21 protein-coding genes are annotated in these 19,773 nt (G+C 63.7%); 12 read left to right on the top strand and 9 right to left on the bottom strand.

The genetic code is table 11. The annotated features are described in order from the left end of the window. From urtE to urtA, 5 genes are all read right to left on the bottom strand, one after another. Window positions 1-696: an urea ABC transporter ATP-binding subunit UrtE gene (urtE, locus tag GWG67_RS26265; RefSeq protein WP_007605420.1), complete on the bottom strand. Its 696-nt coding sequence runs from the start codon at window positions 694-696 to the stop codon at window positions 1-3. A 3-nt stretch (window positions 697-699) separates the two neighbouring features. Continuing rightward, window positions 700-1,461 (bottom strand): urea ABC transporter ATP-binding protein UrtD, encoded by a 762-nt coding sequence (gene urtD / locus GWG67_RS26270; RefSeq protein ID WP_275172278.1) that lies wholly within the window; start codon window positions 1,459-1,461, stop codon window positions 700-702. After that, window positions 1,458-2,636, bottom strand: a complete 1,179-nt coding sequence (gene urtC, locus GWG67_RS26275) for an urea ABC transporter permease subunit UrtC (RefSeq protein WP_275172279.1) — start codon at window positions 2,634-2,636, stop codon at window positions 1,458-1,460. Before urtC ends, urtD begins: the two co-directional genes overlap by 4 nt. Further along, window positions 2,633-4,240: an urea ABC transporter permease subunit UrtB gene (gene urtB / locus GWG67_RS26280; RefSeq protein ID WP_275172280.1), complete on the bottom strand. Its 1,608-nt coding sequence runs from the start codon at window positions 4,238-4,240 to the stop codon at window positions 2,633-2,635. Before urtB ends, urtC begins: the two co-directional genes overlap by 4 nt. An 84-nt stretch (window positions 4,241-4,324) precedes the next feature. Then, window positions 4,325-5,647 carry an urea ABC transporter substrate-binding protein gene (gene urtA / locus GWG67_RS26285; RefSeq protein WP_007599797.1) on the bottom strand — a complete coding sequence of 441 codons (1,323 nt, stop codon included), beginning with the start codon at window positions 5,645-5,647 and terminating at the stop codon, window positions 4,325-4,327. Between the two features lie 479 nt (window positions 5,648-6,126). Here urtA and GWG67_RS26290 point away from each other — a divergent pair, with 479 nt between their 5' ends. The 3 genes from GWG67_RS26290 to GWG67_RS26300 all read left to right on the top strand — a co-directional run bounded on the left by GWG67_RS26290 (window position 6,127) and on the right by GWG67_RS26300 (window position 8,515). Next, a complete protein-coding gene (locus GWG67_RS26290) occupies window positions 6,127-7,722 on the top strand; it encodes a DEAD/DEAH box helicase (RefSeq protein ID WP_275172281.1) in 1,596 nt (531 codons plus the stop codon). Between the two features lie 23 nt (window positions 7,723-7,745). Further along, window positions 7,746-8,033 (top strand): translation initiation factor IF-1, encoded by a 288-nt coding sequence (infA, locus tag GWG67_RS26295; RefSeq protein ID WP_007599789.1) that lies wholly within the window; start codon window positions 7,746-7,748, stop codon window positions 8,031-8,033. Between the two features lie 269 nt (window positions 8,034-8,302). After that, a complete protein-coding gene (locus tag GWG67_RS26300) occupies window positions 8,303-8,515 on the top strand; it encodes a cold-shock protein (RefSeq protein WP_007599788.1) in 213 nt (70 codons plus the stop codon). Between the two features lie 101 nt (window positions 8,516-8,616). Here the strand turns inward: GWG67_RS26300 and GWG67_RS26305 are convergent, their stop codons facing one another. The 4 genes from GWG67_RS26305 to GWG67_RS26320 all read right to left on the bottom strand — a co-directional run bounded on the left by GWG67_RS26305 (window position 8,617) and on the right by GWG67_RS26320 (window position 11,574). Next, on the bottom strand, window positions 8,617-9,237 hold the full coding sequence (locus tag GWG67_RS26305) for a TadE/TadG family type IV pilus assembly protein (protein WP_275172282.1): 621 nt from the start codon (window positions 9,235-9,237) through the stop codon (window positions 8,617-8,619). Between the two features lie 23 nt (window positions 9,238-9,260). After that, a complete protein-coding gene (locus GWG67_RS26310; protein WP_275172283.1) occupies window positions 9,261-9,839 on the bottom strand; it encodes a TadE/TadG family type IV pilus assembly protein in 579 nt (192 codons plus the stop codon). A 259-nt stretch (window positions 9,840-10,098) separates the two neighbouring features. Further along, complete coding sequence (locus tag GWG67_RS26315; RefSeq protein ID WP_275172284.1) at window positions 10,099-10,593, bottom strand: pilus assembly protein N-terminal domain-containing protein; 495 nt, start codon at window positions 10,591-10,593, stop codon at window positions 10,099-10,101. Window positions 10,594-10,746: 153 nt separating this feature from the next. Continuing rightward, window positions 10,747-11,574: a sterol desaturase family protein gene (locus GWG67_RS26320; RefSeq protein ID WP_275172285.1), complete on the bottom strand. Its 828-nt coding sequence runs from the start codon at window positions 11,572-11,574 to the stop codon at window positions 10,747-10,749. A gap of 260 nt (window positions 11,575-11,834) precedes the next feature. Here GWG67_RS26320 and GWG67_RS26325 point away from each other — a divergent pair, with 260 nt between their 5' ends. The 9 genes from GWG67_RS26325 (at window position 11,835) to GWG67_RS26365 (ending at window position 19,767) form a co-directional block, all read left to right on the top strand. After that, entirely contained in the window at window positions 11,835-11,999 is a 165-nt protein-coding gene (locus tag GWG67_RS26325; protein ID WP_106941836.1) for a Flp family type IVb pilin, read from the top strand. Window positions 12,000-12,072: 73 nt separating this feature from the next. Then, window positions 12,073-12,213 (top strand): hypothetical protein, encoded by a 141-nt coding sequence (locus tag GWG67_RS26330; protein ID WP_275172371.1) that lies wholly within the window; start codon window positions 12,073-12,075, stop codon window positions 12,211-12,213. Between the two features lie 119 nt (window positions 12,214-12,332). Beyond that, on the top strand, window positions 12,333-12,857 hold the full coding sequence (locus tag GWG67_RS26335; RefSeq protein ID WP_275172286.1) for a prepilin peptidase: 525 nt from the start codon (window positions 12,333-12,335) through the stop codon (window positions 12,855-12,857). A gap of 126 nt (window positions 12,858-12,983) precedes the next feature. Then, window positions 12,984-13,781 (top strand): Flp pilus assembly protein CpaB, encoded by a 798-nt coding sequence (cpaB, locus tag GWG67_RS26340; RefSeq protein ID WP_275172287.1) that lies wholly within the window; start codon window positions 12,984-12,986, stop codon window positions 13,779-13,781. Window positions 13,782-13,792: 11 nt separating this feature from the next. After that, window positions 13,793-15,268: a type II and III secretion system protein family protein gene (locus GWG67_RS26345; RefSeq protein ID WP_275172368.1), complete on the top strand. Its 1,476-nt coding sequence runs from the start codon at window positions 13,793-13,795 to the stop codon at window positions 15,266-15,268. A 17-nt stretch (window positions 15,269-15,285) separates the two neighbouring features. Then, a complete protein-coding gene (locus tag GWG67_RS26350; RefSeq protein ID WP_275172288.1) occupies window positions 15,286-16,023 on the top strand; it encodes a CpaD family pilus assembly protein in 738 nt (245 codons plus the stop codon). Next, complete coding sequence (locus GWG67_RS26355; RefSeq protein WP_275172289.1) at window positions 16,020-17,288, top strand: AAA family ATPase; 1,269 nt, start codon at window positions 16,020-16,022, stop codon at window positions 17,286-17,288. Before GWG67_RS26350 ends, GWG67_RS26355 begins: the two co-directional genes overlap by 4 nt. 21 nt (window positions 17,289-17,309) lie before the next feature. Further along, a complete protein-coding gene (locus tag GWG67_RS26360) occupies window positions 17,310-18,773 on the top strand; it encodes a CpaF family protein (protein ID WP_275172290.1) in 1,464 nt (487 codons plus the stop codon). A gap of 16 nt (window positions 18,774-18,789) precedes the next feature. Continuing rightward, entirely contained in the window at window positions 18,790-19,767 is a 978-nt protein-coding gene (locus GWG67_RS26365; protein WP_275172291.1) for a type II secretion system F family protein, read from the top strand. The last annotated feature ends 6 nt before the right edge of the window (window positions 19,768-19,773 follow it).

Consider the following 19,773-nt stretch of genomic DNA (forward strand, 5'->3'; position numbering starts at 1 on the left):
CTACAGCGCCATCTGGCGGCTGATTTCGCTCGCGTCGAGATTGGAGCGGTCGCAGGTGAACTTCACCGCGCCGCGATCCATCACCGCAAAACTGTCGCCGAGTTCGCAAGCAAAGTCGAGATATTGTTCGACCAGCACGATAGCGATGTTGCCGAGGTTGCGCAGGTATGAGATGGCACGGCCGATGTCCTTGATGATCGAGGGCTGGATGCCCTCGGTCGGCTCGTCGAGCAGCAGCAGCTTTGGCCGCATCACCAGCGCGCGCCCGATCGCGAGCTGTTGCTGCTGGCCGCCGGAGAGATCGCCGCCGCGTCGTCCGAGCATGGATTGCAGCACCGGGAATAGCGAGTACACGTCGTCCGGAATGTGCTTGTCCTCGCGCCTGAGCGGGCCGAAGCCGGTCTTGAGGTTTTCCTCGACTGTCAGAAGCGGAAAGATTTCGCGGCCTTGCGGCACGAAGCCGATGCCCTTGCGCGCACGCTCATAGGGCTTCAGGCCCGTGATATCGCTGCCGTCGAGGACGATCGCGCCCGACGAGATCGGGTACTGCCCGACCATGGCGCGCAGGAGCGAGGTCTTGCCGACGCCGTTGCGCCCGAGCACGCAAGTGACCTTGCCGGGCTCGGCCGCGATCGAGACGCCGCGCAGCGCCTGCGCCGCGCCGTAGAACAGGTTGATGTCCTTGACCTCAAGCATCGCTCAGCGCCCCAGATAGACTTCGATGACCCGCTCGTTGGACGAGACCTGGTCGATGGTGCCTTCCGCGAGCACGGTACCCTCGTGCAGGCAAGTGACCTTGACGCCGAGCTCGCGCACGAACGTCATATCGTGTTCGACCACCATCACGGTGTGGGTCTTGTTGATTTGCTTGAGCAGCTCGGCGGTGAGATGCGTCTCGACGTCGGTCATCCCGGCGACGGGCTCGTCGACGAGAAGCAGTTTCGGATCCTGGGCCAGCAGCATGCCGATCTCGAGCCACTGCTTCTGGCCGTGGCTGAGGCTGCCGGCGAGACGGCTGCGGGCATCGGTGAGGCGGATCGTCTCCAGCACCTTGTCGATCTGCTCGGATTCCGCCCGGCTACCGCGCCAGAACAGCGTACCCTTGACGCTGTGGTCGACATTGAGCGCGAGCAGCAAATTGTCCTGCACGGTCTGGCTCTCGAACACGGTCGGCTTCTGGAATTTGCGGCCGATGCCGAGTTCGGCGATGCGGGTCTCGTCCAGCCGCGTCAGATCGGTGACGCCGTCGAACAGCACGGTGCCTTCGTCGGGCTTGGTCTTGCCGGTGATGATGTCCATCATCGTGGTCTTGCCGGCGCCGTTCGGGCCGATGATGGCGCGCATCTCGCCGGGCTCGAGCGTCAGCGAGAGGTTGTTGATGGCGTGGAAGCCGTCGAACGAGACGTGCACGCCGTCGAGATAGAGCATCGCGGAGGTCGCGCGGGTGTCCATGACGTTCATTGCGCTTCCTCCGCCATTTTGGCTTCGGTGACGCCGTCCTCGGCCGCGGCGCTCGTAGTTTTCTCCGCGAGGCGCCTTTCCTTCGACGAGTCCCACCAGGCGTTGAAAGTGCCGACGATACCCTTGGGCAGCAGCAGCGTCACCAGGATGAACATGGCACCCAGCATGAACAGCCAGTAGGGCGCAAGCATGCCGGAGGTGAAGAACGTTTTCGCGTAGTTGACGACGACCGCGCCAAGCGCAGCGCCGACCAGCGTACCGCGGCCCCCGACCGCAACCCAGATCACCGCCTCGATCGAATTGCCCGGAGCGAATTCGCTCGGGTTGATGATGCCGACCTGTGGTACATAGAGCGCGCCGGCGACGCCAGCCATGCAGGCCGACACCGTGAACACGAACAGCTTGTAGGATTCGACGCGGTAGCCAAGGAAGCGCGTGCGCGATTCCGCATCGCGCACGGCGATCAGCACCTTGCCGAGCTTGGACGAGACGATGGCGCGGCAGATCAGGAAACCGGCGATCAGCGCCAGGCAGCTCAGCGCGAACAGCGCAGCACGCGTGCCCTCGGCCTGCACGTTGAAGCCCAAAATGTCCTTGAAGTCGGTCATGCCGTTGTTGCCGCCGAAGCCGAAATCATTGCGGAAGAAGGCGAGCAGCAGTGCATAGGTCATCGCCTGCGTGATGATCGACAGATACACGCCCGTGACGCGGGATCGGAAGGCGAGCCAGCCGAAGCAAAAGGCCAGCAGCCCCGGCACGATCAGCACCATCAGCGCGGCAAACCAGAACATGTCGAAGCCGTACCAGTACCAGGGCAGCTTCGAATAGTTCAGGAACACCATGAAGTCCGGCAGAATCGGGTTGCCGTAGACGCCGCGGCTGCCGATCTGCCGCATCAGATACATGCCCATCGCGTAGCCGCCGAGCGCGAAGAAGGCGCCATGGCCGAGCGAGAGGATGCCGCAATAGCCCCAGATCAGGTCGATCGAGAGCGCCAGGATGGCGTAGCAGACATATTTGCCCCAGAGCGCGACGAGATAGGTCGGTACTTGCAGGAATGAGCCCGCGGGCAGCAGCAGGTTGGAGAGCGGGATGAGGATGCCGCAGGCCACGACGACGGCAAGGAAGATCGTCGCGCCGCGGTCCAGCGATCGCGTCAGCATGTGAGGGGTCATGCTTCCACCGCACGGCCCTTGAGCGCGAACAGGCCGCGCGGCCGCTTTTGAATGAACAGGATGATGAGAACGAGGATGGCGATCTTGCCGAGCACGGCGCCGGCGACCGGCTCCAGGAATTTGTTGGCGATGCCGAGCGTGAAGGCGCCGACCAGCGTGCCCCAGAGATTGCCGACTCCGCCGAACACCACCACCATGAAGCTGTCGATGATGTAGCTCTGGCCGAGATTGGGACTGACATTGTCGATCTGCGACAGCGCTACGCCGGCGATGCCGGCGATGCCCGAGCCGAGGCCGAAGGTCAGTGCGTCGACACGCGAAGTCGCGATGCCCATCGAGGCCGCCATGCGGCGGTTCTGCGTCACCGCGCGCATCTCGAGCCCGAGCGCCGTGTAGCGCAGCATCGCGAGCAGGATCGCGAACACCGCGAGCGTGAAGACCAGGATCCAGAGCCGGTTATAGGTGATGGTGATCTGGCCGAGTTCGAACGCGCCGCTCATCCAGGAGGGGTTGCCGACCTCGCGGTTGGTCGGACCGAACATGGTGCGCACCGCCTGCTGCAGCACCAGCGACAGGCCCCACGTCGCCAGCAGCGTCTCCAGCGGACGGCCATAGAGAAAGCGGATGATGCTGCGCTCGATCACGACGCCGAGCGCGCCCGCCACCAGGAAGGCCAGCGGCACCGCGATCAGCAGCGAGTAGTCGAACAGGCCGGGATAGCGGGTGCGGATCACCTCCTGCACCACGAAGGTGGTGTAGGCCCCGATCATCACCATCTCGCCATGGGCCATATTGATGACGCCCATCACGCCGAAAGTGATGGCCAGCCCGATCGCGGCAAGCAGCAGCACCGAACCGAGCGAGAGGCCGTACCAGGCATTCTGCACCATCGACCAGACCGCGAGCGAACTCTGGATCGAGCCGATTGCGCTCGCGGCAGCCTTGGTCACCGAGGCCGGCTGGTCGCCCATGCCGGTGAGCAGCGCCATCGCCTCCTGGTCGCCGCGCGCCTTGATGGTGGCAACAGCTTCGAGCTTCTCCACCTCGGTGGCGTCAGGCTTGAACAACAAGATCGCCGCACGGGCGTCGCCGAGCGCAGCCTTGACGGATCGGTTGGTTTCCTTGGCGAGCGCGCCATCGACGGCTTCGAGCGACGTCTCCTCATGCGACTTGAAGACGGATTGCGCGGCCTGGAGCCGCGCTCCGATGTCCGGTGACTGCAGCGTCAGGCTGCCGATCGCGGCATCGACGCTCCGGCGCAGGCGGTTGTTGAGGCGGACCGCGCTTGCACTGTCGGGTACGCTGGCCACGGCCTGACCGGTCGCGGCATCAATCGACTTGCCGTCCGCGCCGGTGACGTAAACCTTCTTGCTATCGGGATCGGCCATGAGCCGGCCGTCCTGGAGCGCGCTGATGATCGGAAAGGCCAGCGTATTGCCGCTGCTCGCGACGACGCCGATCGCCTCTTCCGTGTCGGAATAATCATCGTTGGCGAATTTGGCGACCGCATCCTCGAACGGGCCGGCGAAGGCCGGCAGTGCGAACGCGATCAGGAATAACGAGAGCAGGAGCGAACAGAGGCGGGCGGACAAATTGGCTGGCACTGTGAAAGACCCCGGCAGAAAAGGGTGGAGAAGGCGGCGGGATCGCCGCCTTCTCCGATCGTGCAATGGAGCGTCAGATCCGGATCAGGAGCCCGAACCGAGACACTTGTTGGTCTTGGTGTTGAAGTTACCGCACTTCTTGCCAACCCAGTCGCCGACCAGGTCCTTGGAGCCGTCGAGCTCCTTCGACCAGGCGTCGCCCGCGACAAGACCCGGGGTCTTCCACACCACGTCGAACTGGCCGTTGGCTTTAATTTCGCCAATGAACACCGGCTTGGTGATGTGATGGTTGGGAAGCATCTTGGAGGTGCCGCCGGTCAGGTTCTTGGCTTCGATGCCCGGGAGCGCATCGATCACCTTGTCCGGATCGGTCGACTTCACCTTCTCGACCGCCTTGACCCACATGTCGAAGCCGATCACGTGCGCTTCCATCGGATCGTTGGTCACGCGCTTCGGATTCTTGGTGTAGGTCTGCCACGCCTTGATGAACTTCTCGTTCTCCGGCGACTTGATCGACTGGAAGTAGTTCCAGGCGGCGAGATGGCCGAGCAGCGGCTTGGTGTCGATGCCGGCGAGTTCTTCCTCACCCACCGAGAACGCGACGACCGGGATGTCCTTCGCCTTGATGCCCTGGTTGCCGAGCTCCTTGTAGAAGGGAACGTTGGCGTCGCCGTTGATGGTCGAGACCACCGCGGTCTTCTTGCCGGCCGAGCCGAACTTCTTGATGTCGGCCACGATCGTCTGCCAGTCGGAATGACCGAACGGCGTGTAGTTGATCATGATGTCTTCCTGGGCGACACCCTTGGACTTCAGATAGGCTTCCAGGATCTTGTTGGTGGTGCGCGGATAGACGTAGTCGGTGCCCGCGAGCACCCAGCGCTTCACCTTCTCGTCCTTCATCAGATAGTCGACGGCGGGGATCGCCTGCTGGTTCGGCGCGGCACCGGTGTAGAACACGTTGCGCTCGCTCTCCTCGCCCTCGTACTGCACGGGGTAGAACAGAATGCTGTTCAGCTCCTTGAACACCGGGAGCACCGACTTGCGCGACACCGAGGTCCAGCAGCCGAACACGACCGAGACCTTGTCCTTGGTGATCAGCTCGCGCGCCTTCTCGGCGAACAGCGGCCAATTCGAAGCGGGATCGACCACGACGGCTTCGAGCTTCTTGCCGTTGACGCCGCCCTTCTTGTTCTGCTCGTCGATCAGGAAGAGGATGGTGTCCTTCAGCGTGGTTTCGCTGATGGCCATGGTGCCGGAGAGGGAATGAAGCACGCCGACCTTGATGGTGTCGTCCGCGGCTTTCGCACCAGAAATGGAAGCCAGACCAAGCATCAGTCCGGCGGTCGCGGCTAGAACGCCACGGCGGCTAAATGGCGCCGCTATATCGTGAGTGGATTTGCTATGCATGAGTGTCTCATCTCCCTGACGCAGACGTGAAAACGCTGCGAAACGGCCCCAACGGCCGCCTGCGATTAACGGATTCGCAAGAACCGTGCCATGGATTAGACACCTATTAACGCATTGATTCTGTTGAAAAAAGTGAGAGAAAACGAAGGGCCGCCATGACCAAGCCGCCTAAACATTGAGCAATTCAAATGTATGCGAATGCGGCAAGCAGGTTAATTTATAAGCAAATTCCTCGCTCTGGCTAAATTTCCGGCATAACTATTTCTGCACCGCGATCGCCGTTTGTGTGGGGTGTGCCTTGAAAGCGCCGCCTCAATGTTCCATATGGAAGCCGAGGCCTCCTGCGAATCAGGAGACCGTTGCGAGCCGCGTGTTCTTAAGCCCTTGCGGGCGTTTGGCTTGCCCCATCCCATCAAGCCATCCGACACCCCAAACACGCAGGTGTCCCTCTCGACACCCTTTTGCGCGCGCCGCGCTGAATGCGCCGGGCGCCCGCTTTTGACATGGAAAGAACCCATCTTTTGACTTCGTTTCAGGATTTCGGCCTCGCCGAACCCATCGCGCGTGCTCTCACCGAAGAGAACTACGTCACCCCCACCCCCATCCAGGCCCAGACGATTCCGACCGCGCTGACCGGCCGCGACGTCGTCGGCATCGCCCAGACCGGAACCGGCAAGACTGCGTCCTTCGCGCTGCCGATCCTGCACCGCCTGCTTGAGAATCGCATCAAGCCGCAGCCGAAGACGGCCCGCGTCCTGGTGCTGTCGCCGACCCGCGAACTGTCCGGCCAGATCCTCGACAGTTTCAACGCCTATGGCCGCCACATCCGCTTGTCCTCGACGCTCGCCATCGGCGGCGTGCCGATGGGCCGTCAGGTCCGCTCGCTGATGCAGGGCGTCGAGGTGCTGGTCGCCACCCCCGGCCGTTTGCTCGACCTCGTGCAGAGCAACGGACTGAAGCTTGGAAGCGTCGAGTTCCTCGTGCTCGACGAGGCCGACCGCATGCTCGACATGGGCTTCATCAACGACATCCGGAAAATCGTCGCCAAGCTGCCGATCAAGCGGCAAACGCTGTTCTTCTCGGCCACCATGCCGAAGGATATCGCCGAGCTGGCCGACGCCATGCTGCGCGACCCCGCCCGCGTCGCGGTGACCCCGGTCTCCTCGACCGTGGAGCGCATCCAGCAGCGCATCATCCAGGTCGACTTCTCCGCGAAGCCGGCGTTCCTCGCCCAGCTGTTGAAACAGGAGCAGGTCAACCGCGCATTGGTTTTCACCCGCACCAAGCACGGCGCGGATAAGGTGGTGAAGACGCTTGAGAAGGCCGGCATTCCCGCCAGCGCCATCCATGGCAACAAGTCGCAGAACCACCGCGAACGGACACTCGCGCTGTTCCGCACCGGCGAGATCCGCACGCTCGTCGCCACCGATATCGCCGCCCGCGGCATCGATGTCGACGGCATCACCCACGTCATCAATTTCGACCTGCCCAACGTGCCGGAGACCTATGTGCATCGCATCGGCCGCACCGCGCGCGCGGGTGCCGAGGGCACCGCGATCTCGCTGGTCGCGGGCGGCGAGGAGCTCAGCTATCTCCGCGACATCGAGCGGCTGATCAAGGTGGCGCTGCCGCGTGAGGATCGCCGTACCGACGCCGGCCGCCGCGATGCGGGCCCGCCCCCGCAGCAGCAACGACAGGGTCGGCCGAGCCGCCCGGGCCAGCGTCCGCAAGGCGCAAGGCATGGTGAGGGACGCCACGGTGACGGTCGCCGTGCCGACGAAAGGCATGCGGACGGGCGACACCACAGTGCCGCCAAGCAGGGCGACGGAAGGCCCGGCGAGGGACGGCATGGCGACGCCAGGCGTGCTGACGCACGGCCCGGGAGTGGCCCGAAGGCTTCGAAGGCTCCTCGTCGCGACCACGCCGGCGGCAAGGCGCATTCTTCGCCAAACGGCCGTCCGGAACAGCGTTCCGCGCATAGCGCCGGGGCGTCTGATGGGATACAAGGCGTTGCCTTTTTGCGCCGCGAGAGTCGGCCGAACGGCCAACCGAACCGCAAACCCCATTCGCACTAGCCGTCCACGACCTGGAGAAATTCATGGCTAAGGAAGAGCTGATCCAGTTCGAAGGACTGGTCACCGAAATCCTCCCCGACGCGCGCTACCGCGTGCAACTCGACGCCGGACACGAGATCGTCGCCTACACCGCCGGCAAGATGAAGAAGAACCGCATCAAGACTCTGGCGGGCGACCGCGTGACGGTGGAGATGTCGCCCTATGACCTCGAAAAGGGCCGGCTGATTTTCCGCCACAAGGACGAACGTCCGAGCGGGATGGGCGGACCTCCGCGTCCCGGACAGCGCGGCGGCCAGTTCCGCAGACGCTAGTCGGGGCCCAGCGCGCGAGCGCGGACCTGAAATTCCGACCTGTATGCTGATCCGCCGTGACCATCACGGCGGATCAAAAAATCGTGCACGTCAGCATTGTTTTGGGACTCTGTTTCCAATAAAATGAATTAATCGATTTTCGGCCGGACGACATTAGCATCCACCGGTACAGCCGGTTCAGACACGCTGACGACCCTTCCAAAAATTCGATCTAACCTGTCCGCGCAAGCGGGCTCTGACATTGTGTTATCTGAGAAGGGACTACCCCCATGAGCATGGGAACCGTGAAGTGGTTTAACGCGACCAAAGGCTTCGGCTTCATCCAGCCCGACGATGGCGGCCAGGACGTGTTCGTCCACATCAGCGCTGTGGAGCGTGCAGGCCTCGGCACGCTGCGCGAAGGTCAGAAGATCTCCTACGAGATCGTGGCCGACCGCCGTTCCGGCAAGTCGGCAGCGGACAATCTCCGCTCCGCCGGTTGAGCCTACCGCTTACGGGCCCCGATCGGCTCGAGCGAACAAATCAAGGAAAAGGCCGGACGCGACGCCCGGCCTTTTTTCAATCCAGGATCTGCTCTCGTATTTCAGCACGGCGACACTACGCCGGTGTAAGGAACGCAGGTGACCTGGCGCGGCCGCGTGTAGGAGACATCGCTCAGCGTGATGCCCGACTTCAGGACGAACTTGACGGAAGGCGTGTACACGTAGCTCGCCTGGCTGAAAATGAGGTAGGTCGACGGGATCAAGAGCGTCGGCGGAATCATCGAGGTGACCGTGGTACCCTGAGCCAGAGCCGGGGGCGGAGCCGTCAGCGTGGCCTGCGTCGCACCGTTCGCAATGGTGGCGGACTTGCTCCATTGAATCTTGGCGACACTGCTTGAATCGATTTTGATCTGAACCACCGTGCCGTTCACAAGCGTAGCGTCGTAAGGCATGATCATCGATATGCTTGCGGTGAACGTGTCCTGCAGGTCGCCATTGTCGACCGATGTTGACTGCGACGTCAAATCGGACAGAGTCCGTGCAATCATTGTGACTTTGCGATTGATCGCCACGGCCGACGAAAATTCGACGGTGCCGAAGAACATCACCAGCATTAGCGGCACGATGACCGCGAACTCGGTCGCCGCGATCGCACGCCTGTCGGCGACGAAGTCGCGCACGGAGCTACGGGCATTCCTCCAGATATTCGCAATCGCCTGCATCGGTGCGCTCGGATCCATCTGTCTCAAAAGGGTTCATTCTTGAAGGCCGCGGTCGCCACCAGCAGCCGCTTGTTGCTGCAGCCCATGTTGAAGCCAAGGCCGGTGACGAAGAGCGGCCACTGATAGAACAGCCGCACCACGACGACCTGGCCGCCGCTCCCGGCAACGTACTGCACGCCGGTCGGGTTGAAGCTGCAGGAATTGCCATAGTTGGTGAGGCTTAGCGCGCCGAAGGAATTTGTACTCACGACGTCGACATAGAGTTTGCTGCAATCAAACAGCGCCGGGATCTGGCTGCAGACGTAAGCCTTGAACGTCGTTTGCGTGCAGGGCTTGCTCACGCCGGACACCGCGCAGGCCGCCAGCGAGCCGGATTGCGCCTGCGCCTGCCCGGTCAGCAACGCGCGCGCAGAATTCTGCGAGACACTCTCGAGCACCTGGCTCGCCAAGAACATCAGCGCCGTCTCGATGACGGCGAACAGCAGTGCGAAGAACATCGGTGCGACCAGCGCGAACTCGACGGCTGCGGAGCCGCGGCGGCTGCCGCGAAACCGGCGCAGCGTGGCGAGGAGCGTAAACCTCGTAGGTGCAGGCGAAGGCATCAAATTCCCCAGCGGCAGCAGCAATGATCTGCCATGTTCAGTAGCGGAAACTGATTGTTTAAGTGTTTCAGGCGATCCGCACGGGGCGGCCCGGGCCGTTAAGGGCCGGTTAACCGCGAACGACCAGGGCATGGAGACGAGGGCACGGAGAGAGAAACTCGCGCGCGTGCGTCGGGCGGGGACGATCCTTGCCCCGGTAAACCCGCCAATCAAACTCGCTGGTTGTCTTGCTTAGTTCGTCTTGCTCAGTTCGTCTTGCTCAGTTCGTCTTGGCGCCCGCACCGGCACTGCCGCTGGCCGAGCCGCTCAACGAACCGGCCTGGCTCATCGCGCTGTTGAAGTAGGTGTCGCTGTCGCCGAGCGTCACGCGGCGCTGGCAAAGCGGCGCGCAGCTGTAGGACTCCCGGTCGATCCCGCGATAGACGGTCACGAGCCGATCGCTCGGACCTTCGACCTGGATCTGGCGGTCGACCAGGATCTCGCCGCCCCGGTCGAGCGCGATGAAATTGGTGGCGCCATAGCCCTTTCCGGTGACGACGATCATGCCGCCGGGCTGGAGCGTGACGTCGGCGATCAGGGGATTGCCGACCACGATGGTTGCCACCTTGCCAGGCAGCCGCACCAGCTTGGCCTGGTCGACATTGACGGCGATGGTATCGGCGGACTCGGCAACGACGGTAGCCGGCGACGCCAGCACCGCGGCCGCAACCAGAAGACACACGCGCGCATGACGGCGCAGAAGTTGTTTACGCATACTCTTACCCCCGGGACGTGACAAACCGGCAGAAGCGATCAGATAACAGCCGAGCCGGTGCCCGACCCGGCTAACCTGCCCTCAATTCGTGAACGTTCCGCAAATTCGCCGACTATTGTTTGAACGGACTGGCGTTTCGCGGCCCTTGAGAACCTAGCGACGGAACGGATAGGCAAGCTGCCCTCCGATTTCCTTCGGCATGGTGGCTTCATCCTTGCCGTAATCCTGCGGCAGTTGCCCCTCGGGCATGCGGAAAGTGCCGAACAGCACGTCCCAGATCGGGAACGTGCCGGCAAAATTGGTGTCGCCGCCCTCTGCGAGCGAGGTGTGGTGCCAGCGGTGGAACACCGGCGTCGCCAGCACATATTTGAGCGGCCCGAAGGTCCAGTTCAGGTTGGCGTGCACGAAGGCCGAATGGAAGGTCGTGAACGGGGCGAGCCAGACCATGGCGTTCGGCGAAATGCCGGCCATCAGCAGCACGACATCGACCGCGATCGTACCGAGCACGAGATTGACGGGATGGAAGCGGGCCGCAGAAATCCAGCTGATCTCCTCCGAGGAGTGATGGATCGCGTGGTACTTCCAGAACCCTCCGCCGTGAAACAGCCGGTGCAGCCAGTACAGCATGAAATCGGACAGCACCAGGAACAGCACGGCCTGAACCCAGAGCGGCAATAGCGACAGCGGGCCGTGGCCATTGTCGTAGAAGGCGATGAGCCCGTCGGCATCATGGATGTTGAAGACGAAGCTCGCGCCGACGATCAGAAGGCTGATCCGCATGACGCGCGCGAACACCGGAACGACAAACCAGTAGCAGATGTCCGTGACGATCTCCCGCTTACGCCACCAGGGCACACCGGGATTGCAGGCCCAGACATGCTCGAGCACGGTGAAGACCACCGCGAGCGCGAAGGTCGTGGGGATCACCTTCGCGATGGTCTCGCCGAGCATCAGGGCGATTTCCATGGGCAGGCTCGACATTGTCGCCTCTCTTGCGAATTGCAGGTCCCGCCTACGCGTACTCCCCCAAATTTAAGGGACGGTGAAGCCGGTGCTGCGCTTGCTGCACATCCGGAACCGGAATGAATCGCAGCTCGCACCTTAAGGCGAAATTCACTCTGGCCAGCGGCAGGCGGGTTTGCCCGATCGAATTAACTCTCCCGAAAGAGCTCGGATCTCATGGTTATTGCGTCAAGCACAACGCCGAACGAGGCGATCCCACCCCAGATGGAGTTTTGTTCATGAAGAACCTGATTGCGCGTTTCGCGAAAGATGAATCCGGCGCCACCGCCATCGAATACGGTCTGATCGCCGCCGGCATCGCGCTGGCCATCATCACCGTCGTCAACAATCTCGGCACCACGCTGAACGCCAAGTTCACCTCGATCAGCACCTCGCTGAAGTAAGCGATCGACGAACGACTGCAAAAGCCCCGGACTTCCGGGGCCTTTGTTTTTCAGACGGCGAGTTCCAGTGGCGTTGAGCAAGTACAGAACCGATGCCGCGGTCGCGGCCAACGTGGCGGAGGCGGCGCAGACCGGCTCGCCGGCTTACTGGGTCTGCCTTGCCCTGCTGCTTGCGACGGTCGCGCTCGCCGCACGCATCGCCCTCCTCTGGTGAGCACGCTTTCGGCGGGTTTCGCTCCTCGAGACCGCCGCCGTTTTCGGTTTGTTTAGCACTGCCGGCTACAATCTGGCGACGCCAGCTCCGCGGCAAACCCAGGCCTCAAGACGCAGCCCATGATCCTCGACCTTGCGCGCCTTCTGCTCTTCCCTGCCCTGATGGCGTTTGCCGCCGCGAGCGATCTCTTCACGATGACGATCTCTAACCGCGTATCGCTGGCGCTGGTCGCTGGCTTTTTCGCGCTCGCTCTCGCCGGTGGCATGGCACCTTACGAGATGCTGAGCCATGTCGGCGCCGGCGCGCTTGTCCTGGTCGTGGCCTTCACCTGTTTTGCGATGGGCTGGGTCGGCGGCGGCGATGCCAAGGTCGCGGCCTCGGTCGCACTCTGGTTCGGGTTCGCGCAGCTGATGAATTTCGTGCTCTACGCCTCGCTGTTCGGCGGGGCGCTGACGCTACTCCTGCTCCAGTTCCGGCAGTGGCCGCTGCCATACGGGCTCGCGGGCCAAGCCTGGCTCGCGCGGCTGCACGCTAAGGAGAGCGGCATTCCCTACGGCATCGCGCTCGCACTGAGCGCGCTGATGGTCTACCCGGAGACCGAGTGGGTGAAGGCGATCGACCTCGCTCACCTCGCATTGCGCTGAACGCATCGGGTAACCCGGCGTTAAGGCGATTTAGATACGCCTCATTAACCATGCTTTGACGAATAGCTGGTCAACTGCCGATTACGGCGGCGTCAGCGTCGCAGCGTTTGTTGGAAAGTGAAGCGTATGAATAGGGCACGCATTGTCGTCCTGACAGTCGCCATCTGCGCCGGCGGTGTCGCCGCGTATCTGGCGAGCGGCTCGGACAATTCTGCACCGCCTCCGGCTCCGGTCGCGCAGCTTCCCACCGTCGACGTCCTGGTTGCGAAGAACGACATCGGCCTCGGCCAGACCGTCAAGCCGGAAGACGTGCAATGGCAGACATGGCCATCCGCGACCGCCAGCGCCACCTTCATCCGCCGCAACGAGCGCCCCGAGGGGGTAACCCAGGTCACCGGCTCGATCGCACGATCCCCGTTCATCCAGGGTGAGCCGATCCGCGACCAGAAGCTGGTCAAGGCCGAAGGCTCCGGCTTCATGGCGGCAATCCTGCCCACCGGCATGCGGGCGATTTCGACAGAGATCTCGCCCGAGACCGGCGCAGGCGGCTTCATCCTGCCCAACGACCGCGTCGACGTGCTTCTGACGCGCCGTCTCAAGAACCCTGACCAGACCAGCGGCGCTCCGGATGTGATCACGACCGAGATCATCCTGGCCAATATCCGCGTCCTGGCCATCGACCAGGCGCCGAAGGAGAAGGACGGGCAGAACGCGGTGGTCGGCAAGACCGTCACCCTCGAGCTCAATCCTGCGCAGACCGCGACGCTCTCCTCCGCACGCCAGAGCGGCACGCTCTCGCTGGCGCTGCGCAGCATCGTCGACGTCAAGCTGAGCGAGATCACGCTCGACGATTCCGCGCAGAAGCGCGAGGGCGTTTCGATCATTCGGTACGGTATCCCAAGCTCGACGGCGAAGGCACGATGAGGACTGTCGATATGAAATGCAGGGCGAAGTTGGCGACGATGCGAACCCCTGTGGTCCGCGCCCTGTCGTTTTCGGCCGCCGTCGCGCTCGCGCTCAACCCGGTGCTGACGCCAGCGGTCGCCGCCGACTATCGCCCTGTGGCGCAGGCTGCGGCCGACGGCCAGATGAACGCGCGATTTCTCTCGCTCGGCGTCGGCAAGTCGATCGTGATCGACCTTCCGCGCGACATCAAGGACGTGCTCGTCGCCGATCCCAAGATCGCCAATGCGGTCGTCCGCTCGGCGCAGCGCGCCTACATCATCGGCGCCTCGATCGGCCAGACCAACATCGTGTTCTTCGATTCCGCCGGCCAGCAGATCGCGGCCTATGACATCGCGGTCAAGCGGGACCTCAACGGCGTGCGGGCCGCGCTGAAGCAGGTCCTGCCGAATTCAGACATCCAGATCGATGGACTGGGGGACGGCATCATCCTGACCGGTTCGGCCGCGAATCCAGTCGAAGCCCAGCAGGCCAACGACCTCGCTGCGCGCCTCGCCGGCGGCCCCGAGAAGGTCGTGAACTCGATCGTGATCCGCGGCCGCGACCAGGTCATGCTCAAGGTGACCGTCGCCGAAGTGCAGCGCAGCATCATCAAGCAGCTCGGAATCGACCTCACCGCCAACCTGAGCTACGGCACCTCGGTCGTCAGCTTCAGCAACTCCAATCCGTTCACGGCTCTCGGCCACAACCTCGTCGACGGCAACAACCTGACCACCAAGTTCGGCGGCGCCCCGTCAGTGCAGGCCACGTTGCGTGCGATGGAGACCGCGGGCGTGATCCGGACGCTGGCCGAACCGAATCTGACCGCGATCTCCGGCGAATCGGCAACGTTCATCGCCGGCGGTGAATTTCCGGTTCCTGCGGGTTATGCGTGCGACCCCACCACGCACGTTTGTACCACCCAGATCAGCTTCAAGAAGTTCGGCATCTCGCTCAACTTCACCCCCGTCGTTCTCACCGAGGGCAAGATCAGCCTGCGGGTGATGACCGAGGTGTCCGAGCTCTCGAACGAAAACGCGATCACGCTGTCCCAGGCCGTGACCTCGACCTCGGTCAACTCGCTCACTGTGCCCTCGATCAAGACCCGCCGCGCAGAAACCTCGCTGGAAATTCCCTCCGGCGGCGCGATGGCGATGGCTGGCCTGATCCAGCAGCAGACCAAGCAGGCGGTCAGCGGACTGCCGGGTCTGATGCAGCTCCCGGTCCTCGGCACGCTGTTCCGCAGCCGCGACTTCGTCAACAACGCGACCGAGCTGGTCGTGATCGTGACGCCCTACATCGTTCGCGCAGTTGCGCAAAAGGATCTGTCGCGGCCGGATGATGGCTTCTCCGCGCCTGCGGATCCGCAGGCCGAACTGCTCGGCAACATCAACCGCATCTACGGCGTGCCCGGCCGGACCGAACCGGCCAAGAACTACCGCGGCACCTACGGCTTCATCACCGACTGAGGCGGAACGGGGACTTCATGACGATCACTAGACCACCCCAGATTCGCAGACGCGCCATCCACCTCGGCGGCGCGCTCGTCGGCATGGCGCTCGCCCTTGGCGGCTGCCAGCATGACGAAGCGGTCACGGCCTCCATTCCCGACGACTACAAGCAGCGCCATCCGATCGCGATCGAGGAGCAGAATCGCTCCATCGTCGTCTTCGTCGGCCATGCCCGCGGCGGCTTGACCGCCGCCCAGCGCGCCGACGTGATGGGCGTCGCGTCGGCTTGGATGCACGAAGGTACCGGCGCGATCCGGATCGACGTGCCGTCCGGCACGCCCAACGCGCGCCCGGTCGCGGACACGATGCGCGAAATCCAGGCAATGCTGTCGGCGGCGGGCGTTCCGCCGCGCGGCGTGATCGCCCGCTCTTACCAGCCGGAAGACAGGCGCTTCCTGCCGCCGATCCGGCTCACCTATTCCAAGATCGCCGCGGTCGCGGGTCCCTGCGGCCTGTGGCCGGAAGACATCGGACCTTCGATGAAGAACAAGCGCTGGTTCGAGAACAAGGACTATTACAATTACGGCTGCGCCTATCAGCGCAACCTCGCGGCGATGGTCGACAATCCGTCGGATCTCGAGCAGCCGCGGCCCGAAACGCCGTCCTACACGGCGCGGCGCACCGCCGCGTTCGAAAAATATCGCAAGGGAATGCCGACGGCGGTCGCCTATCCCGAGGCCGACAAGGCCAAACTCAGCGACACCGGCAGATGATCAGCTACGCTCGCCAGCCCCAAGAAGAGCAGACCGAGGCATCGCTCCCGCCGGCCGAGGAGCATATTGCGCCTGCGCCGCGCGTTTCCGTCCAGGCTTTCTGCGAGACCGTGGAAACGGCGGCCGCCGTGCAGTCGGCCGGCGAAGACCGCCGTCTCGGCAAGGCCCATCTGAAGATCCAGATGGGCGGTATGGCAGCTGCGGTCGAAGCCTATCGCTCGGCACCCACGCCGAACGTGATCGTGCTCGAAAGCGACGGCCGCAACGACCTCCTGGGCGGCCTCGACCATCTCGCGACCGTCTGCGACGCCGGCACCCGCGTGGTCGTGATCGGCCGCATCAACGACGTCATGCTCTACCGCGAGCTGGTCCGCCGCGGCGTCAGCGACTACGTGCTTGCGCCGGTCGGCGCGATCGACGTCGTGCGCTCGATCTGCAACCTGTTCTCGGCGCCGGAAGCCAAGGCCGTCGGCCGCATCATCGCCGTGGTCGGCGCCAAGGGCGGCGTCGGCGCGTCAACCATCTCCCACAACGTCGCCTGGGCGATCGCCCGCGATCTCGCGATGGACGCAGTCGTTGCCGACCTCGACCTCGCCTTCGGCACTGCCGGGCTCGACTATAACCAGGATCCGCCACAGGGTATTGCCGACGCCGTGTTCTCGCCCGATCGCGTCGATACCGCCTTCATCGACCGCCTGCTGTCGAAATGCACTGACCACCTCAGCCTGCTGGCGGCGCCGGCGACGCTCGACCGGGTCTATGATTTCGGCGTCGACGCCTTCGATGCCGTGTTCGACACGCTGCGCTCCACCATGCCCTGCATCGTGCTCGACGTTCCACACCAATGGTCCGGCTGGACCAAACGCGCGCTGATCGGAGCGGACGACATCCTGATCGTGGCGGCGCCCGACCTCGCCAATTTGCGCAACACCAAGAACCTATTCGATCTCCTGAAGGCCGCGCGCCCCAACGACCGTCCGCCGCTCTACTGCCTGAACCAGGTCGGCGTGCCGAAACGGCCCGAAATCGCCGCGGCGGAGTTCGCCAAGGCGATCGAGAGCCAGCCGGTCGTCTCGATCCCGTTCGAGCCGCAGATCTTCGGCTCGGCGGCCAATAACGGCCAGATGATCGCAGAGATCTCGGCCAACCATAAGTCGATCGAGATGTTCCTTCAGATCGCCCAGCGCCTGACCGGCCGAAGCGAAACGAAGAAGCAAAAGTCGTCCCTGCTTTCACCCCTGATTGAGAAGTTGCGGGGAAAATAGGTCGCCGCATGGAGTTTTTAAGTGTTCGGTAAGCGTAGCGGAACAGACACCGACCCTCGGGCCCCAAAGCCCGGTGCCGTGTCGCCAGAGCCTGCCCAGGCTTCGGCGCCGACCGTGTCGCGCGTGCCGCCGCCGCCGGCAGTCTCCTCGCCGCCCCTTGCCCCGGCGAAGCCTGCGCCGACCATGGAAGCCCGCCGCTCGGACAATTATTACGAGGTCAAGGCGACCATCTTCGGCGCGCTGATCGAGGCCATCGACCTCGCCCAGCTCGCCAAGCTCGATTCGGAGTCCGCCCGCGAGGAAATCCGGGACATCGTCAACGAGATCATCGCGATCAAGAACATCGTGATGTCGATCGCCGAGCAGGAAGAGCTGCTCGACGACATCTGCAATGACGTCCTCGGCTACGGTCCGCTGGAGCCGCTGTTGTCGCGCGACGACATCGCCGACATCATGGTCAACGGCGCCGACACCGTTTACATCGAGGTCGCCGGCAAGATCCAACGCACCGGTATCCGCTTCCGCGACAATCAGCAGCTCCTCAACATCTGCCAGCGTATCGTCAGCCAGGTCGGCCGGCGCGTCGACGAATCCTCGCCGATCTGCGACGCGCGCCTGGCCGACGGCTCCCGCGTCAACGCCATCGTGCCCCCGCTGTCGATCGACGGCCCCACGCTCACCATCCGCAAATTCAAGAAGGACAAGCTGACGCTCGATCAGCTCGTCAAGTTCGGCGCAATCTCGCCGGAGGGCGCGGAAATCCTACAGATCATCGGCCGCGTCCGCTGCAACGTGCTGATCTCCGGCGGTACGGGCTCGGGCAAGACCACGTTGCTCAACTGCCTGACCAACTACATCGAGCACGACGAGCGCGTCATCACCTGCGAAGACGCCGCCGAACTCCAGCTCCAGCAGCCGCACGTGGTGCGATTGGAAACCCGCCCGCCCAACATCGAGGGCGAGGGCCAGGTCACCATGCGCGAGCTGGTGCGCAACTGCCTGCGTATGCGTCCCGAGCGCATCATCGTCGGCGAAGTCCGCGGACCCGAGGCGTTCGACCTGCTCCAGGCCATGAACACCGGCCATGACGGCTCGATGGGCACGCTGCACGCCAACAACCCGCGCGAGGCGCTATCGCGCTGCGAATCCATGATCACGATGGGCGGCTTCTCCCTGCCTTCACGCACCATCCGCGAGATGATCTGCGCCTCGATCGACGTCATCGTCCAGGCCGCGCGCCTGCGCGACGGTTCGCGCCGCATCACCCACATCACCGAAGTGATGGGCATGGAAGGCGACACCATCATCACCCAAGACGTCTTCCTCTACGACATGGTCGGCGAGGACGCCAACGGCAAGATCATCGGCCGGCACCGGTCTACCGGAATCGGCCGCCCGAAGTTCTGGGAACGCGCCCGCTATTACGGCGAAGAGAAGCGCCTTGCCGCGGCGCTCGACGCCGCGGAAGTGGCGCCCACGACGTGAGCAGGTCAACGCAGCCATGAACATGCAAGTCCTTGCCCTCGCCTTCCTTGCCACCGCCGCTGTCGGGGGCATCGCCTGGGTCTTCCTTTATCCAATGCTGTCCGGGGAACGGAAGGCCGAGAGCCGCCGCGCCTCGATCTCGCGCGCCGAGGCGCCCACGGCCCGCGCGGCCGAGAAGACGCAGCGCTCGCGCCGCGAGCAGGTCGAAACCTCGCTCAAGGATCTCGAGGCGCGGCGCCAGCAGGAGAAGAGCGTACCGCTCAGTGTTCGCCTGTCGCAGGCCGGCCTCGACTGGGCGCCGCAGAAATTCTGGATCGTGTCCGCCCTCGTGGCGGGCGTGCTGTTCGCGCTCGCCTTGTTCATTGGGGGCGGCCTGCTCGGTGCCGCCGGCCTCGCTTTTGCCGGCGGCTTCGGTCTGCCCCGCTGGGCGCTGAGCTTCCTGAAGAAGCGCCGCGAAGCCAAATTCCTGAAGGCGCTGCCCGACGCGGTCGACGTCATCGTCCGCGGCATCAAGGCGGGCCTGCCGCTGTTCGAATCAATCAAGGTCGTCGCCGCCGACGCGCCGGAGCCGCTGCGCTCCGAATTTCTGTCCATCATCGAGACGCAGGCGATCGGCATGCCGCTCGGCGAGGCCTGCACGCGACTCTATGATCGGATGACACTGCCCGAGGCCAATTTCTTCGGCATCGTCATCTCGATCCAGCAGAAATCGGGCGGCAACCTCTCCGAAGCACTCGGTAACCTCTCCAGGGTGCTGCGCGACCGCAAGAAGATGAAGGAGAAGATCCAGGCGATGTCGATGGAAGCCAAGGCCTCGGCCGGCATCATCGGCTCGCTGCCGCCGATCGTGATGTTCCTCGTCTACCTCACGACGCCGGGATACATCTCGATTCTTTGGACTCATCCCACCGGCCAGCTCATGCTGGTCGGCTGCGTCGTCTGGATGTCGATTGGCATCATGGTGATGAAGAAGATGATCAATTTCGACTTCTGATGGTGC

Source organism: Bradyrhizobium sp. CSS354, from assembly GCF_029051725.1.
In the GTDB taxonomy this organism is placed as follows: domain Bacteria; phylum Pseudomonadota; class Alphaproteobacteria; order Rhizobiales; family Xanthobacteraceae; genus Bradyrhizobium.